We start from the raw sequence: 16,186 nt of genomic DNA on the forward strand, positions 1-16,186 counted from the left end.
AATTCTGCGGCATTCGTGCAAGCAATGCTTGTAAGTGCTTGCATCCATATCCGCTTTCAAACCATCATGGGTGGAATCGGACAAATCAGATGGCAGCCGCAGTCGACCTGTACTCTTTTCAGGAGCCTATCCTTTTTCTCGCAACGGCGGCCATTGTCGTCCCTCTCTTCCATCGCTTGAAAGTCAGCCCCGTGCTCGGGTTTCTCGGGGCGGGCGCGCTGCTCGGCCCCTTTGGCCTCGGGCAATGGGTGAAGGAGCATCCCTGGCTCGACTGGATCACGCTGACCAACCCTGAGCGGGTTTCCCACATCGCGGAATTCGGCGTCGTGTTCCTGCTCTTCACGATCGGCCTCGAACTCTCGTGGAAGCGCCTGCGGAACCTGCGCCGTCTCGTGTTCGGCTTCGGTTTTCTGCAGGTCCTTCTTTGCGCCATTGCGCTGGGAGCGCTGGCCTACAACGCGTTCCACTCCGTCACCGCATCGGTTCTCGTCGGGCTTGCCCTCGCCTTGTCCTCGACCGCCATCGTCTTGCCGGTTCTGAACGAGCAGAAGCGGCTGAACGCTCCCGCCGGACGCGCCAGTTTCTCAGCCCTGCTCTTTCAGGATCTTGCCGTCGCGCCGATCCTCTTCGCCATCGCCGCCCTCGACACGAGCCGCCCCGAAGTGACCATGTCGTCCTTCGCGGTGCTGATCGCGCAGGCGGCGCTGGCCCTGTTTCTGCTCGTCAGCCTCGGACGGCTGGTGCTGCGGCCGTTCTTCAGGCTGGTTTCGGCCATGAAAAGCCCGGAATTCTTCATGGCGGCCTGCCTTCTGGTGGTGATGGTCACGAGCCTTGCGGCGGCGGCGACCGGCCTCTCCATGGCGCTGGGAGCCTTCATCGCCGGCCTTCTTCTGGCCGAGACCGAGTACCGGCGCGCCATCGACGCGATGATCCAGCCGTTCAAGGGGCTCCTGCTCGGCGTCTTCTTCATGTCGGTCGGCATGAAGCTCGATCTCTCCCATCTCGATGCGATGCCGAGACAGATCCTGGTGGCGGCAGCGCTGATCGTGATCATCAAGGCGGCGATCATCATGGGCCTTGGCCGCCTCGCCTTCGGGCTGAGTACGGCGGTCGCGGCTGAAACGGGCCTCCTGTTGGGACCGGGCGGCGAGTTCGCCCTCGTGATCCTCGGTGACGCCATCGCCGCCGGGCTCCTGCCCCGGGACATGGGGCAGAACCTCCTTCTCATCACGACGCTGACGATGATCGTCGTCCCGGTCATGGCGCGCCTTGGCCGCAAGCTCAGCCGTTCGCTGGAAGACCCCCGCGCACTCGACCCGGAAGCCAGAGTGCCGCCACCCTCCGACGAGGTAGGGCGCGTCATCATTGCCGGGTATGGCCGCGTCGGCCAATTGGTGGGCGAAATGCTGGAGCGCCACAACGTGCCCTATCTCGGCCTAGACCTCGACCCGTCTCGCGTCGCGGCGCAACGGAAGGCCGGAAAGCCGGTCTTTTTCGGCGACAGCGCCTATCCTGAGTTCCTGCGCGCCTGCGGCATCGAACATGCCCGCGCCCTTGTCGTGACCCTGGACACCCAAGCCTCCATCGAGGCCGTGGTAAGCGCCGCCCGACAAGAGCGGGAAGACCTCACCATCGTCGCCCGAGCGAAGGATGCACGCCATGCGGCGGAGCTTTACGAGTTCGGCGTCAATGACGCCGTGCCGGAAACCATCGAGGCCTCGCTCCAGCTCACCGAGGCGGTTTTGGCCGATGTCGGCATCCCGATGGGCCTCGTCATCGCCTCGATCCATGAGCGGCGGGACGAGTTCCGCAAGGAACTCAAGCAGAACATCCGCCAGGGGGATCCGGACCGCATCGAATTCCGCAGCCGCCGGACGGTCGGCAAATACGCGGACCCTGCCACAGAGCCGAACAACACGGCAGATGAAATCCGCCAGTCGGCCGGATAGAACTTTTCGCCCGCTTCGCACGGAGGCAAGGCCGGTCTAGAGGCTGACCAGCCTTTCGATTTCTATGACGCCGCTGCATTCAGGAATGAACGGTCCTATGGACGAAACCAAGCAGGAAACCGCCCTCACCTACACCCACAACCCGCGTCCCTTCAGCTCGCCGGTGTCCTTCTCCTTGAAGGGAGACCGCCTGACCGTCGATTCAGGCCGCAAGGTGAGCGAGGTCCGCCTCGACGCCGTCGAAGCGGTGCGGCTGAGCTTTGAGCCGGGGCGGTTCGGGCAGAAAGCCTTCAAAACCACGGTGAGGATGACCGATGGCAAGACCTTCCGGTTTTCCTCGCTAAGCTGGAGGAGTCTTGTTGAATCCGAACAGCTCACCCGGGAATACAGGGCCTTCGCTCAGGGGCTTTGCGGAGCCATTGCCACGGCATCGCCCAAGGCGCGATTCATCGCAGGACGCCCTTACCCGCTCTGGGCGGCCAATGCGGCGCTGGCGGGTTTGTGCCTGGTGGCGATGGCCATTCTGGTCTGGCGCGCCTTGCAGAATAACGCGACGGGCCTCGCCCTGCTCGGCGTTCTGTTTGCGGGAATTTGCATCTGGCAGCTGGAACCGATGATCCGGCTCAACAGGCCCCGGCCATTCGAGGCCGGGACCCTGCCGTCTGAGCTTTTGCCGCCGGAAACTTAATCCCGGACCACCAGCACCGAGCACTTGGCGTGGCGGACGATGGTGGCGGCGTTGGAGCCCAGAAGATAGGTCGCCATCGTGGGTCGATGGGAGCCGATCACGATCAGGTCGGCCCCGGTCTTCTCGGCCTCGTCCAGCACCTCGTTATAGACGGAACCGAGGCGCACGACGGCAGAGACGCGCTCGGACGGCAGCTTCACCTTGGCCGCGACCTCGGCGAGCTTCTTCTCCGCCTCGTCCTGCTGCTCGGTGTCGAAGGTCGGCGGCATGAATTCCATGTACGTGACGGGCACGAGCGAGCGCACATAGATCAGGCGGACGCTCCCCTCGGCGGCCTCGGCCAGGGCAACCGCCTTCTGGATGGCCGGCCTCGAGGCCTCGACCTCGGCCAGATCCACGGGAACCAGTAAAGTCTTGAACATGATGTCAGCCTTTTCTTGAGGTCAGTCTCTGGGGTCAGCCCTGGCGGGTCGGCGTGTGAACGATCAGGCCGTCCAGCTCGGGACGGACACGGATCTGGCACGAGAGGCGGGAATTCGGGCGCACGTCGTAGGCAAAGTCGAGCATGTCCGCCTCCATCGGCTGCGGCTCGCCCACCACATCCGTCCAGGCTTCGTCGACATAAACATGGCAGGTCGCGCAGGAGCAGGCCCCACCGCACTCCGCATCGATGCCCGGAATGCCGTTGCGGATCGCGTTTTCCATCACGGTCGAGCCTTCCTCAGCCTCGATTTCGCGCGCCGTGCCCCCGGCATCGACATATGTAATCTTGATCATTCTGGACCCTTCGGTTTCCGGTCCCTATCTAGAGCATGATCAGAACAAGTGGAAACCGGTTGTTCGCTCGGATCAGGCGGCCAATAAAGACAGACTTCGACGGAAAAACGAGTGCTTGGCGTCAAGCCGACAGTTACGTTAGTGTCGGTAAGCCTCCGACGGTTTTTTTGGTAACCAACTGGTTAAGACGTTAACGACGTTTAGAGGTGTCTGGGGACTTTGGGTTCCCCTGACCTCCCCCGAGGGCTAAAATCGTTTGATTGAATGGCGGGTTTTCCCTCGGAAAGCCTGTGCAGGAACGATTTTCAAGGCCCGGTCATTTTTCTCCGGCTCCTGATTTTCCGGCGCAGGCAGCGAGCAAGACCCACATGAGTTGCGTCATCGAGGGTGATCATGGCGATCGAAAACAAGAAGATGAAAGACCCGGCTGAGGCGGCATTGTCGGCCGTCGAGCATGCGCTCAACCTGGACGAGGCGTCCCTGGCGGGCGGCGCCGAGGGCTCGCTGAGCGAATTCGGTCCTCTTCCCGATCCGAAATTGCCGGATATCGACGATCACGATTTCACCCGTGGCCCGTTCCGTGATTTCGAAGGCGCCGACGAGTTGAAGATCTCCGAGCCCCTGCTCGAGTCGGAAAGCGGCGCGGCCCGCTCATCCTCCTTCCTCGCGCCCGACCGCACGGCCGTCGCTAACGACGACCGGCAGAATGTCGGCGTGATGCTGCAAGCGCTGCAGGTGCGCCCGTCCCGCCGCGCCTACACCATCGCGACCCTCGCCTCTCTCCTCTGGCTCGGCGGCGCCGGCGCCCTTGGTTACTCTCAGGGCATCACGACGCCGGAAGCCTTGCTCGCGGCCTTCTCGCCCCTGCAGCTCGCCATTGCCGGCTTCATGGTGCTGACGCCCGTGGTGCTGTTCTACGTTGCGGCCGTCATGGCCGTCCGCTCGAACGAGATGAAGCTCGTCGCCCGCGCCGTGGGCGAGGTGGCCGTACGCCTCGCGCAGCCCGAGAACTTCTCGACCGATGCCGTTTTGTCGGTTTCGCAGGCCGTGCGCCGTGAAGTGGCCGCCGTTGGCGACGGCGTGGAGCGTGCCCTCGCTCGCGCCGGCGAACTCGAAACCCTCGTGCGCAGCGAAATCTCGACCCTCGAGCGCGCCTATTCCGACAACGAAATCCGTATCCGCTCCCTCATCGACGAACTGGTCACGCAGCGCGAAGCCATTGTGACGACCTCCGAGCGGGCCCGCAGCGCCATCACCGGCGCGCACCAGAACCTGACCCATGAACTCGACTCCACCGCCGAGCGCGTCGCCGCCTCCGTGCAGCGCGCGGGCGATCATGTGTCCGAAGCTCTCGGCCAGCGCGGCGAGCAGATCACGCAGGCTCTCGGCCGCGCCGGCGAGCGCGTGGTCGAGGAAATGTCGAGCCGCGGCGTGGAACTCGTGGACCGCCTTTCGGGCGCAAGCGATGATATCAAGTCCGGCATTTCCGAAGTCGGCGTGACCATCACGACCGCCCTCGAAGGCAAGGCGCACGACATCACTGGCGCCTTCGAGCGCACGGGCGAACTCCTCACCCATCACCTTCAGGACGGCGCGAGCCAGGTGACCCGCACCTTGGCCGAAACCGGACGTGGCGTGATCGACGCCCTTGCCAAGCAGGGCAGCGACGTTCGCGAGGCGTTTGAAGAAACCGCGCGCAGCCTTGAAGACAGCTTCGCCCTGCGCGGCGGCGAAATCACCGAAAAGCTTGCCGCCACCGGCAACACCATCACGGACGACATCGCCACGCGGACGACGCATCTGCGCGATCAGCTCGCCGAGGCCGGCGTTCAGGTCGGCGAAGAGCTCGCGGCGCGCGGCTCCGTCCTGCGCGAGCAGATCACGTCCACCGGCACCTCGCTGGTGCAGCAGCTCGTCACCAGCGGCGAGACGGTGCGCAGCGAGTTCGCCACCACCGCGACCTCGGTTCTCGACGACCTGACGAGCCGTGGTTCCACCCTTCAGAGCCAGCTCTCCTCCACGGCGCGCGAAGTCGTCGACGAGATCGTCGAGCGTGGCGGCGAGGTGCGCGAGCAGCTTCAGGACGCCGTGCGCCTTGCGGATGAAGCCATCGGCAACCGTGTCGAGAATCTGGCCGACCGCCTTGAAACGGCAAGCCAGCGCGTCAGCGAGACCGTCTCGGTCCAGGGCGAGGCTCTGGAAAGCAGCCTGTCGCAGATGGGCACCAACATCACGACGCTCGTCGGCACGCAGGTCGAGCAGTTCCAGTCGGTCTTCGAGACTCGTGGCCGCGAATTCGCCGAGGCTCTGTCGCAGCACTCGAACGACGCGCAGCACCGCCTCGCCTCCACCGGCAAGGACATCGTGCTCGCCATCGCGACGCAGGGCGCGCGCGTCAATGAAGCGCTCAACCGTACTGTCGAGAACCTGTCGGATACCGTCACGCAGCGTAGCCGCGAGATCGAGGAAAACCTCGGCTCCCGCCTCACCGCCTTCGAGGATGTGGTGTCGCGCGGCAGCTCGATGGCCGAGCGCATGTCGAACGAGATCGGCAGCCTCACCGACACGGTCAACGGCCGTCTCGAGGAAATGGACCGTCTCATCACGGTTCAGGGCCGCACCGTCGCGGACACGCTCGCTGAGCGTACCACCGAGGCGACTTCCGCCATCGAAGCCAAGCTCCTGTCCTTCGAGGAACATGCGGGTCGCCGCACCTCCGAGATCGCGGCGAGCTTCGACAACATCGTCGAACGCGTCGACCAGACCCTCAGCGCCCGTTCCACGGCCCTCAACGAGGCTCTTGTGGTGCGGACCGGCGAGATGGCACGCGTCATGGCCGAAGGCGGCCGCGACGTGGCGAGCGCTCTCCAGACCCGCGTCGACGAGATCAGCCAGGCGATTGCCGCCAAGAGCACCTCGATCACCGATACGCTCGCCGCGAAGGCCGAGCAGATCGGCGAAGTGCTGAGCACCCAGGCGGACGAGATCAACCTCACCCTCGGCACACGCGCCGACCAGATCAACCAGATCCTCGGCGGCCGCGCCGACGAGATCGCCGCGGCGCTCGACCAGCGTGTGCTGGCCTTCGAGGACCGTGTGGTCAACCGCCTCGAGCGCGTGACTACCGCTCTCGACGAGAAGGGCACCGCCATCACTGGCTCGCTCGGCAACCGCATCGCCGAGATCGCGGAGATCTTCGACACGCAGGGCCAGTCGCTCGTGGCGACCCTGTCGGATCGCGGCGAAGCGATCAGCCGCGAGGTTCTCTCGGTCAGCGAGACGGCAGCCCGCATGCTCGCCGAGCGCAGCACTCTGCTCGTCGATACCCTGCAGGACCGCAGCGAAACCATGCTCTCCTCCCTGCAGGAGCGCACGACGGAGCTCACCTCGGTCTACACGCAATCGACCGAGTCGATGCGCGTCGCTATCGACGAAGGCACGACCCGCGCGGTCGCCACCCTCGTCGGCACCAACGACCGCCTGCGCAGCGAATTGTCGGGCGTGCTCGACCGTCTGCAGGACGCCAACCGCCTGCTCCAGCAGATCGCTGGCAGCGCTACAGCGGATCTCGGCGTCATCGGCGATGGTCTCTCCACCCGCGTCGAGCAGATCGAAGGCCTGCTCTCGGAAATCGCAAGCCAGACCGGCCGCGCTTCCGATCAGGTGGCCGAGCAGGTCGAGGCTCTGCGCACCGTCTCTTCGGGAGCGATGCAGCAGGCCTCGGAACTCACCTACAACCTCGAGGAGCGCAGCCGCTCCCTGTCGGAGAGCACCCGCGAGCAGCTGGAGCACCTCACGGATGCCGCCACCGCGCTGGAACGTGTCGAGGCCCGCATCAGCGTCGCGCTCAGCAGCCGTCAGAACGCCCTCGGCGATCTTCTGGCCCGCATCAACGAGCGCTCGGAAGATCTGGAGTCGGTCACAAGCGCCTTCACGAACCTCATCGAAGGATCGCTGCAGAGCGCGGAAGCCAAGGCTCGCCAGATCGGCGCCGTTCTTGCCGACACGGCGGAGGCGACCACCCACGCCATCGACGAGCAGTTCGAGCGCATCCGCTCCTCCAGCGGCGCGGAAAGCGAGCGCACCGCTGCTGTCCTGCGCAATGCCTACGAGCAGGCTGCCACGGAAATGGCCGAAGCGCTCAACGGCGCGACCGTCAAGTTCCGCGACACGATGGGCGATCTGCGCGGCATGACCGCCCAGATCCAGCGCGAGCTCGAGAACACCCGCGCCGAGCTGCGCCGTGGCGTCGTCGAGCTGCCGCAGGAAACCCAGGAAACCACGGCGAACATGCGCCGCGTCGTCGCCGACCAGATCAAGGCCCTCAACGAACTGGCCTCGCTGGTTTCCCGCTCGAACCGTGTCGTCGACGCGGCTCCGGCGGTGCAGCAGCGCCGCGTCAATGAAGCGCCTGCTGCGGCGGCCGTGGCTGCTGTTGCAGCCGCCGTGGCCGAGGCACGCCCGGCAACTCCGGTTCAGACGGTGGTGGCGCAGGCCCCTGCTCCGACCGCACGCTATGCCGAGACTTCGGCTGCAACGGCCCAGCCGGCTCCCGCGCCTGCCCGTCCGGTGCAGAAGGTCGCTGAAGTGCGCCCTGCTCCCGCTCCTGCTCCGGCTCCGCGCCGTGAGGAGATCGGCACGCCGCGTGACATCGGCGGCGGCGCTCGCAGCGGCTGGCTGTCGGACCTGCTCAACCGCGCCTCGCGGGACGATCAGCCCGAGCCGGCACGCCCCGCAGCCGGGCGCACCGATCGCTCGCGCGTGAACAGCCTTGAATCGCTCGACTCGATCTCGGTCGATATCGCGCGGATGATCGACCACGACGCGGCCGTCGAGCTGTGGGATCGCTACAAGAGCGGCGAGAGCAGCGTGTTCACGCGCCGTCTCTACACGATCCAGGGTCAGCAGACCTTCGACGAGATCCGCCGCAAGTATCGTCGCGACAGCGAGTTCAAGCAGACTGTCGACCGCTACGTGGACGAGTTCGAGCGCCTGCTCGCGGAAGTCTCTCGCGACGACCGGGACTCGATGCTGGCCAAGACCTACCTGACCTCCGAGACGGGCAAGGTCTACACCATGCTGGCTCACGCCAGCGGCCGCTTCGACTGATCGAACGCACCAATGAGATCATAAAAACGCGGCCTCCGGGCCGCGTTTTTGTTTTTGAAGGACCTTCTTCCACCATCTCCCCGGGGCGCGCTCCGACGAGGAGCGGCCAGCCGCGCCTCGAAGCCTCATTCTGAAGAGGTCGCGAGAGCGACCGTCTCGAAGGAGGTTCCAGCGCGCACTGGAGACGCCTCGCCCTTCGAGACGGTGCTGGCGCACCTCCTCAGGGTGAGGCTCCGGGAATGCGGCCCATCAAATGACGGAAGATCTATGCTGGCGACTGCCCTGCGGTCTGACTTGTCTGGGGCAGCGCATCCCGCACAGGGATGTGGCTGCCGCTGACCCATCGGACGATGTCGAGCATGACGATGGAGAGCGCGTCGTCGAGACCTCGCGCCGCGCCCGCGGCGTTTACGCCGGCCACCGGAACGCTCGCCCGGAAGATGCGGCCCGCCATGATGCGGCCCGTCTGATCGTTCACGAGCTTCACGGCGATTTCGACATAGGCCTCGTTGTTCGGCGTTACGACCTCGAAGCTGCGAAGCTCGGAGATCAGCTGCGCGTCGGCCACCGTGCCGCTGCTCGGGCGAGAGACGCCGCGGATCTGCGAAGCATTCTCGAACGTGTTAATCAGGCGCGTCTGAACGAGGCGGGGAAGGTTGTCTGACCACTGGCCATCCCCGAGGAAGGTGATGGTGCCTGAGACGTCCTTCACGATGATCTGCTGGGCCGAGAGTGCCTGAAGCGCCGCAGGCTCGTTGACCAGAACCTGGCGCCCTGCCCCCCCGATCCGCGCCGTCGGCGCCGAAAGATCGTACGTTGTCGGCGCGGCCCCCGACGAGCAGGCGCCCGTCAGAGCGGCAAGAACGATGACAGGCGCGAGAGCGCGCAGCTGCCTGCTCTTCTTTCTTGATAGGGGAAACACGGGGGACCAGCGCATTCAACGTCGTCCATTGTATTCGGGTAGCGGCGGCTTGCCGCCGAAAATCACCTGCTGCGGGTTGCGCTCCAGGCTGCGGACCGCGCGGCTGATGTCGGTGAGCGTCCGGCGCGCGTCCACGGCGAGCGCCTCGTATTCGCGCAGGCCTGAATCCGTGAAGCGGTTGACGCCGGTCAGCACTGCAGTCGAACGCTTGTCGAGATTGTCGGCAAGCTCGCGGATCGAAACCGCCGCCGCCTTGATCTCCTCGAACGCGCTCTTGCCCTCTTCGCCCGAGGCCGTACCGAGGAACTTCTGCACGCCATCGAGCACCGCGTCGACCTTGTCGGCCGAGTGGTTGAGCTTGTCCGTCAGGGAGCGCGCATCGGCAAGAATCTGGTCCACATCCGGGCTGCGGCGGCTGAGCGTCTGGCTGAAGGTGTCGATATTGTCGACGGCGCGCCCGATCTTCGCCGGGTCCACCGACTTCGTGAGGGTGCCGATCTGCGCCACGGCGGCATCGAGCTTGGGCGCGGTGTCCTTCAGGGTCTGGATGACGGAGGCTGCGTCTTTCAGCGCGTTGCTGATGACTTCCTTGTTTTCACCCAGCGACTGCGTGAAGCTCTCGACGTTCTGAACGATATTGGCGACCCGCTGGCGATCCACGGCGCGGACAAGCTCGTCCACGTTGGTGGCAAGCGTCTCGAGTTTTTCGGCAAGCGGGCCGACCTTCTCCGCCGCTTGGCCAACCTGCCCGAGGAAGCGGTCGATGCCGTCGGCGTTCTCGCCCAGGGCTTCCGAGAATTTCTCGACATTCTGGATGGTGCGGCCAACCGCGCCCTCGTTCTCGGCCACGACACGGCCGACACGCTCCAACACATCATCCGCCCGCCGGGCGATGTTGCGCGCGGTTTCGATGAGATCCTGGAAATCGGAACGGTCCGCAAAAATCGTCGGCATAGGCTGGCCGGGGCCGGCCACGAGCGGCGGCGCATTCGGCTCGCCGCCCGAAAGCGCGATCTGCGCCACACCCGTCAGGCCCTGATATTCGAGCCGCGCCCGGGTGTCCGCGCGGATGGGTGTGCTCTTGTCGATCTGGACGATGGAGACGACCCGGCGCGGATCTTCCGGCAAGAGGCTGATTTCCGTGACCTCGCCCACCCGCAGGCCGTTGAACAGCGCAAGCGAGCCCTTGGAGAGGCCGGACACGGAACCGGAGAAAACGATGCGGATGGATTGCTTGGCCTGGCCCCGGTCGCCGCCGCTGAACCAATAGACAAAGCCGAACGCCGCCGCGATCACCGCGAGGGTGAACACTCCGATCAGGGCGTAGTTTGCACGAGTCTCCATCGCAACCCTTAAGCCTCGCTGGCCGCAATGGCCCGCGCCCGCTTTCCATGAAAATAAGCGCGGAGCCAGGGATGATCCGATGCCAGCATCGTCTCGATCGGCCCTTCCGCCAGGATTTTGCCCTCCCCGAGCGCCGCGATTCGGTCGCAGACCGTGTAAAGGCTATCCAAGTCATGGGTTACCATGAATACGGTGAGCCCCAAAGTCCGCTGCAAAGTAGCGATCAATTCGTCGAATTCCCCCGCCCCGATGGGGTCGAGACCGGAGGTCGGCTCGTCGAGGAAGACGATATCCGGATCGAGCGAAAGCGCGCGGGCGAGCGCCGCCCGCTTGATCATGCCGCCGGAAAGCTCCGAGGGAAGCTTGTCGGCGGCATCGGGGTTCAGGCCCACCATCTCGATCTTGAGCATGGCGAGCTCGTCCAGAAGCCGCTCGGACAGGGAAAGATATTCCCGCATCGGCACCTGGACGTTCTGCTTGACCGTCAGGGATGAGAACAGCGCCCCCTGCTGAAACAGAACACCCCAATGCCGCTCGATCTCGCGCCGGGCCGCAGGAGACAGATTGTCGACGTTCTCTCCCAGAACTTCGATAGTGCCCGCCCGCTTCTGCACAAGCCCGAGGATCGTGCGCATCAGGACCGACTTGCCCTGCCCCGAAGCACCAACAAAGCCAAGGATTTCGCCCCGGTAAACATCAAGATCGAGATCCTTCATGATCGTGCGTTCACCGAACCCGACCTCGAGGCCGCGCACACGGATGATGATTTCCTTGTCCTGCTGGGCCGTGTGCTGACGAGTTTCGATCATGGCTTCAATACTTGATCGCCGCGAAGAACATGGCGAACAGGCCGTCGAGGACGATGACCATGAAGATCGCCTTCACCACCGACGAGGTAACGTGCTTGCCGAGCGACTCCGCCGAGCCTGCGACCGCGAGGCCTTCGAGGGTCGCGATGATGCCGATCACCAGCGCCATGAAGGGCGCCTTTATCATGCCGACCATGAAGGTGTTCATGCCGACGGCGCCGTTCAGGCGCGAGAGGTACACCTCATAGCTGATGTCCCCATAAATAAAGGACGTGATGCCGCCGCCGACGAGCGCCGCGATGGACGAGATGAAGGTGAGCAGCGGCAGGGCAAGAACGAGCGCGAGGATACGCGGAACGATCAGAACTTCGACAGGATCGAGCCCCATGACCCGCAAGGCGTCGATCTCCTCGCGCATCTTCATGGAGCCGATCTCGGCGGTGAAGGCCGAGCCGGAGCGGCCCGCCACCATGATCGATGTCAGCAACACGGCAAGCTCGCGCAGCACCAGAATGCCGATGAGATCGACCACGAAGGGCGTGGCTCCGAACCGGACCAACTGGAAAATACCCTGCTGCGCGATGATGCAGCCGACGAGGAACGAGATCAGCACGATGATCGGCACGCCCCGATAGGCGATCTGCTCCAGTTGGTTGACCACCGCCGGCGCGCGAAAGCGCCTCGGCTGAACAATCAACCGAAGCAGCGCGGCAACGATCTCGCCGAGGAAGGAGACGCCTTCGAGAAGATCCTTGCCCGCTCCGCTGACCGTCTTGCCCACATCGGCGAGGAACTCCATGACCTTGGAACGACGGACACGCGGCGCTTCCTGAAAACCGCGATAGGCGATTTCATTCAGGAGAATCTGCTGCTCGGGGCTGACACTGACGAAATCGGCGGAAACTTCGTGCCCGCCGAGCTCGTGCCGCGTGCGGTCGAGAACCCAGGCCCCCAGCGTATCGAGCCGCTTGATCTCTCCAAGGTCGATGATGACGCGGTGCTGCTTGGCCTCCGCAACCATTTTTGCGGCCAGGGTTTCGACACGGTTGGCGTGTTCGGCGGTCCAGAAACCGGCAAGTTTCACCGTCGTCCGGTCGCTTGTGCGGTCGAACTTCGCTTGCGGCTCTTGAGTGAGGCTGCTCCGCGTCACCTTTTCCCGTCGCCCCTTCGGCGCTGATTCCGCTTGGTGATACCGTGTCGCAGCGGCATAAGTCGAGCCGAAGTTCTGAGGATGTCCCAAATGGCTCGCAAATTGACCGTCTCCATCGAAAAATTCCCGATAGCAGGCAAATTCACCATCGCGCGCGGCTCCCGCACGGAAGCCGTTGTGGTGGCCGCGACGATTCGCGAAGACGGTGCCGTCGGTCATGGCGAGTGCGTGCCCTACCCCCGTTATGGCGAGACGGTGGAAGGTGTCGCCGCCGCCATCGAGGCCATAGCACCGCAAATTGAAGCCGGTATGACGCGGGAGGCCCTGCAATCCGCCATGCCGCCGGGCGCGGCGCGCAACGCAGTGGATTGCGCATTGTGGGATCTCGACGCCAAGCGCTCGGGCGTGCGTGCCCATCTAACGGCAGGCGTCAATCGCTGGCCTCCGGCCACCACCGCCTACACGATCAGCCTCGACACGCCGGAAAACATGGCCGAGGCCACCGCCAAAGCCGCAGGCCGCCCCATCCTCAAGATCAAGCTGGGAGCGCAGGACGGCGACATTACGCGCATTCAGGCCGTCCGCCGCGCCGCTCCCGACGCGACCCTCATCGCCGATGCCAACGAGGGCTGGCGCGAGGACAATCTCGCCGACCATTTCGCTGCCTGCGCGGAAGCGGGCTTCGCGTTGGTGGAGCAGCCCCTGCCCGCCAAGGAAGACGGGTTCCTGGCGAAGATCGCCCGCACCGTCCCGATCTGCGCCGACGAGAGTGTGCACGACCGCGCGACCCTCGACCGGCTGGTGGGCCTCTATGACGCCATCAACATCAAACTGGATAAGACGGGCGGGCTCACCGAGGCCCTGGCGATGGCCGAAGCGGCGGAGGCCCGGGGCCTTGCCATCATGATCGGCTGCATGGTCGGCACCTCGCTCGCAATGGCCCCGGCAATGGTGATCGCGCCCCGTGCGCGGTTCGTGGACCTCGACGGGCCGCTCCTTCTCGCCAAGGATCGCGAACCCGGCCTGCGCTATGAGGGAAGCCTCGTCTATCCGCCCGAGCCGGCGCTCTGGGGCTGAGCCTTTTCGACGCGCAGGGCGATGGCGGCCAGCACGAGGCCGACAAAGGCCAGCGGCACCATCGCCGCGAACACCATCGAACCCGCAACGCGGTAAACCTCACCGCTCGCCACCGTCGACAGAACTGTGGCGAGCGCGGTGATCGAGCCGTAGATCCCTTGTGCCCTGCCCCGCGCCGCCGCAGGCGCGAAGGCCGCGAAGCAGGCCATGATGCCGAGATGCGCGGCGGCGAAGGTCAACCCGTGCAACGTCTGCAGCATCAGGCTGGAAATCAGCCCCGGATGCAGCGACAGGCTCGTGAACCGCACGATGGCTGCAAGCCCTCCGACAAGCAGCAGGACAATGCCCGCATTCCCGCGTCCGACGAGACGTCCGAGAACCAGGAAGACGGCGATTTCGGCAAGGACGCCGACGGCCCAGAAATACCCGATGGTCGCATCGGAAAATCCTGCCGAGCGCCAATAGATGCTGCCGAAGGCATTGAGCGCACCGTGACTGCTTTGAATGAGAGCCCCACCGATCATGGCGAGCCACAACACTGCGGAAAGATTACGCGGCGCTTGCGGGACGGCTGCCAGTTCTCTCCCGGCCTGCCGACGCGCGACATCGGGCGGCAGCGCCAGAAGCACGACGGCGATGCCGAGCACGGGGATGAGGGTCAACGCCCAGACGACGACGTTCGCTCCAAAGAGGCCGACGAGATATCCGGCAAGAATGCTGGCAAAGAGGAACGCGATGGACCCCGCGCCGCGAATGCGGCCGTAATTGAGGCCGGGATGCTTCTGCACCTCGATTGTCGTCACGAGATCGTTGGCGGGAATGACGGCGGCCTGCGCAATGGAAACCGCAGCAACGATGGCCATGATGACAAGGCCGTTATCGGACAGCCACAGGAGCGGAAATCCCACAATCTGGCCGATATAGAACGTAATGAGCAAAAGGCGCGTCCCGACGCCCCGGTCGGACAGGCTCAGGAGCGGTGCGATCACGAAGACGCGGATGATGATCGGCACGGAGACGATCAGCCCGATCATCGTCGGATCGAGCGCCTTGCTCTGCAGCCACACCGGAAAGAACGGCAGATAAAATCCATGACTGAGGAAGGCAGCGGTGTGGAGGGCCGCAAGACGGGGCCCGAGCGCCTTCGCGTTGGACATGGTGAATTAGGCTTTCCGGAAACGTCGACGAAACTGTCTGAAGAATCGCAGGAAAGTTATCACCCGAATCCGGAGTGTTCCAGATCGCAAGACGGAGCCTTCGGCCGGCATTCATGCATTCTATGCAGGACCTATCCCGCGTTTCCGCTTTCGGGAATCAGTCGGGCGTGATTGTGTGCGCGCCTGGTTCGTTTGGCCGTTCGCCGTGAAGCCCGTTTTCGGAATTGTTCTCAAAGTCCTCTCCGCCCTTGCCTTCACGATGATGTCGGCGGGGCTGAAGATCGTGAGCGATCGTTATCCCACCGGAGAGTTGGTGTTCTTCCGCTCGGCCTTCGCGATGATCCCACTCATCGCCTGGCTGGGCTGGCAGGGTGATCTCATCAACGCGGTGAGAACGAAGGATGTGACGGGCCATTTCCTGCGCGGATTCATCGGCACCTGCGGCATGTCCCTCGGCTTTGCCGCGCTGGCCTATCTGCCGCTGCACGACACCATCGCCATCGGCTACGCGTCGCCGCTGCTTGCCGTCGTCCTCGCGGCGATCATCCTGAACGAGAAGATCCGCGGCTATCGCTGGACCGCCGTTGCCGTTGGGTTCACCGGCGTTCTGATCATGCTTTCCCCCTACCTCAACCCGAAAATCTTCACGGGCGCGATGGGGGCAGGCCCCACGCTGGGGGCTGGGCTTGCCTTCCTCGGCGCCCTGTGTTCGGCGGCGGCGACGATCCAGGTTCGTCGCCTGACGAAAACGGAGAAGACGGGAGCCATCGTGTTCTATTTCTTCGTCCTCTCGTCCGGTCTCAGCCTTTGCACCATCGTTTTCGGCTGGCGCATGCCGCCGGTTCAGGATTTCCTGCTGTTCATCCTCATCGGGATTCTGGGCGGCATCGGGCAGATCCTTCTCACACAGAGCTATCGCCACGCGGATACAGCCATCATCGCGCCGTTCGAATACACGACGATGATCTGGGCGGTACTATTTAGCTGGTTCATGTTCGGCGACCTGCCCGAACAGACCGTTGTGATCGGCGGCATAATCGTCGCCGGGGCCGGGCTGTTCGTTGTCTGGCGGGAGCACAAGTTGGGGCTGATGCGATCCGCCGAGCTGGAAGCCGCGTCAAGACGCCCCGGCGGCGGCTGAGCAAACAGCGGTTTTCCGGAACCCTTGACCGGGCAGCGCCTTTCCCCCACAACCGTTTTACGA

At 64.5% G+C, this 16,186-nt stretch carries 12 protein-coding genes; 5 read left to right on the forward strand and 7 right to left on the reverse strand.

Annotation, left to right across the window (positions count from 1 at the left end):
- Positions 1–89 precede the first annotated feature (89 nt).
- Together DQW91_RS04870 and DQW91_RS04875 are read left to right on the forward strand one after the other, a co-directional pair.
- Positions 90–1,949, forward strand: coding sequence for a cation:proton antiporter domain-containing protein (locus DQW91_RS04870; RefSeq protein WP_112662486.1), 1,860 nt, complete (start codon positions 90–92; stop codon positions 1,947–1,949).
- Positions 1,950–2,046: 97 nt separating this feature from the next.
- Positions 2,047–2,637 (forward strand): hypothetical protein, encoded by a 591-nt coding sequence (locus DQW91_RS04875; protein ID WP_112662487.1) that lies wholly within the window; start codon positions 2,047–2,049, stop codon positions 2,635–2,637.
- Here DQW91_RS04875 and DQW91_RS04880 read toward each other — a convergent pair.
- Complete coding sequence (locus DQW91_RS04880; protein ID WP_112662488.1) at positions 2,634–3,059, reverse strand: universal stress protein; 426 nt, start codon at positions 3,057–3,059, stop codon at positions 2,634–2,636. The genes DQW91_RS04875 and DQW91_RS04880 overlap by 4 nt on opposite strands.
- 34 nt (positions 3,060–3,093) lie before the next feature.
- Positions 3,094–3,414 carry a 2Fe-2S iron-sulfur cluster-binding protein gene (locus DQW91_RS04885; protein ID WP_112662489.1) on the reverse strand — a complete coding sequence of 107 codons (321 nt, stop codon included), beginning with the start codon at positions 3,412–3,414 and terminating at the stop codon, positions 3,094–3,096.
- A gap of 393 nt (positions 3,415–3,807) precedes the next feature.
- Between DQW91_RS04885 and DQW91_RS04890 the strand changes: the two genes are divergently transcribed.
- Positions 3,808–8,523 (forward strand): apolipoprotein A-IV repeat region-like domain-containing protein, encoded by a 4,716-nt coding sequence (locus DQW91_RS04890; RefSeq protein WP_112662490.1) that lies wholly within the window; start codon positions 3,808–3,810, stop codon positions 8,521–8,523.
- A 265-nt stretch (positions 8,524–8,788) separates the two neighbouring features.
- Here the strand turns inward: DQW91_RS04890 and DQW91_RS04895 are convergent, their stop codons facing one another.
- From DQW91_RS04895 to DQW91_RS04910, 4 genes are read right to left on the reverse strand one after another with little or no spacing between them, the layout of a single operon-like run.
- Positions 8,789–9,460, reverse strand: a complete 672-nt coding sequence (locus tag DQW91_RS04895) for an ABC-type transport auxiliary lipoprotein family protein (protein WP_112662491.1) — start codon at positions 9,458–9,460, stop codon at positions 8,789–8,791.
- The gene (locus tag DQW91_RS04900) at positions 9,461–10,789 is read right to left on the reverse strand and encodes an MCE family protein (protein WP_112662492.1); all 1,329 of its coding nucleotides are present in this window, start codon (positions 10,787–10,789) and stop codon (positions 9,461–9,463) included.
- Between the two features lie 8 nt (positions 10,790–10,797).
- The gene (locus tag DQW91_RS04905; RefSeq protein ID WP_198411790.1) at positions 10,798–11,598 is read right to left on the reverse strand and encodes an ABC transporter ATP-binding protein; all 801 of its coding nucleotides are present in this window, start codon (positions 11,596–11,598) and stop codon (positions 10,798–10,800) included.
- A 4-nt stretch (positions 11,599–11,602) separates the two neighbouring features.
- The gene (locus DQW91_RS04910) at positions 11,603–12,748 is read right to left on the reverse strand and encodes an ABC transporter permease (RefSeq protein WP_425373376.1); all 1,146 of its coding nucleotides are present in this window, start codon (positions 12,746–12,748) and stop codon (positions 11,603–11,605) included.
- Positions 12,749–12,838: 90 nt separating this feature from the next.
- On the opposite strand from DQW91_RS04910, the gene dgcA reads away from it, so the two are divergent.
- Positions 12,839–13,825, forward strand: coding sequence for an N-acetyl-D-Glu racemase DgcA (gene dgcA / locus DQW91_RS04915; protein WP_112662493.1), 987 nt, complete (start codon positions 12,839–12,841; stop codon positions 13,823–13,825).
- On the opposite strand, the gene DQW91_RS04920 is transcribed toward dgcA, so the two are convergent.
- Positions 13,795–14,982, reverse strand: coding sequence for an MFS transporter (locus DQW91_RS04920; protein ID WP_112662494.1), 1,188 nt, complete (start codon positions 14,980–14,982; stop codon positions 13,795–13,797). The two genes, dgcA and DQW91_RS04920, sit on opposite strands and share 31 nt — an antisense overlap.
- Before the next feature lie 175 nt (positions 14,983–15,157).
- Between DQW91_RS04920 and DQW91_RS04925 the strand changes: the two genes are divergently transcribed.
- Entirely contained in the window at positions 15,158–16,123 is a 966-nt protein-coding gene (locus DQW91_RS04925; protein ID WP_245410910.1) for a DMT family transporter, read from the forward strand.
- Positions 16,124–16,186: the final 63 nt, after the last annotated feature.

It is taken from the genome of Microvirga flavescens (assembly GCF_003290125.1).
GTDB lineage: Bacteria > Pseudomonadota > Alphaproteobacteria > Rhizobiales > Beijerinckiaceae > Microvirga > Microvirga flavescens.

What these genes read in the sequence shown, in the direction of transcription:
- DQW91_RS04870 (WP_112662486.1), top strand. Translation starts at nt 90, where the DNA reads ATGGCAGCCGCAGTCGACCTGTACTCTTTTCAGGAGCCTATCCTTTTT.
- DQW91_RS04875 (WP_112662487.1), top strand. Translation starts at nt 2,047, where the DNA reads ATGGACGAAACCAAGCAGGAAACCGCCCTCACCTACACCCACAACCCG.
- DQW91_RS04880 (WP_112662488.1), bottom strand. Translation starts at nt 3,059, where the DNA reads ATGTTCAAGACTTTACTGGTTCCCGTGGATCTGGCCGAGGTCGAGGCC.
- DQW91_RS04885 (WP_112662489.1), bottom strand. Translation starts at nt 3,414, where the DNA reads ATGATCAAGATTACATATGTCGATGCCGGGGGCACGGCGCGCGAAATC.
- DQW91_RS04890 (WP_112662490.1), top strand. Translation starts at nt 3,808, where the DNA reads ATGGCGATCGAAAACAAGAAGATGAAAGACCCGGCTGAGGCGGCATTG.
- DQW91_RS04895 (WP_112662491.1), bottom strand. Translation starts at nt 9,460, where the DNA reads ATGCGCTGGTCCCCCGTGTTTCCCCTATCAAGAAAGAAGAGCAGGCAG.
- DQW91_RS04900 (WP_112662492.1), bottom strand. Translation starts at nt 10,789, where the DNA reads ATGGAGACTCGTGCAAACTACGCCCTGATCGGAGTGTTCACCCTCGCG.
- DQW91_RS04905 (WP_198411790.1), bottom strand. Translation starts at nt 11,598, where the DNA reads ATGATCGAAACTCGTCAGCACACGGCCCAGCAGGACAAGGAAATCATC.
- dgcA (WP_112662493.1), top strand. Translation starts at nt 12,839, where the DNA reads ATGGCTCGCAAATTGACCGTCTCCATCGAAAAATTCCCGATAGCAGGC.
- DQW91_RS04920 (WP_112662494.1), bottom strand. Translation starts at nt 14,982, where the DNA reads ATGTCCAACGCGAAGGCGCTCGGGCCCCGTCTTGCGGCCCTCCACACC.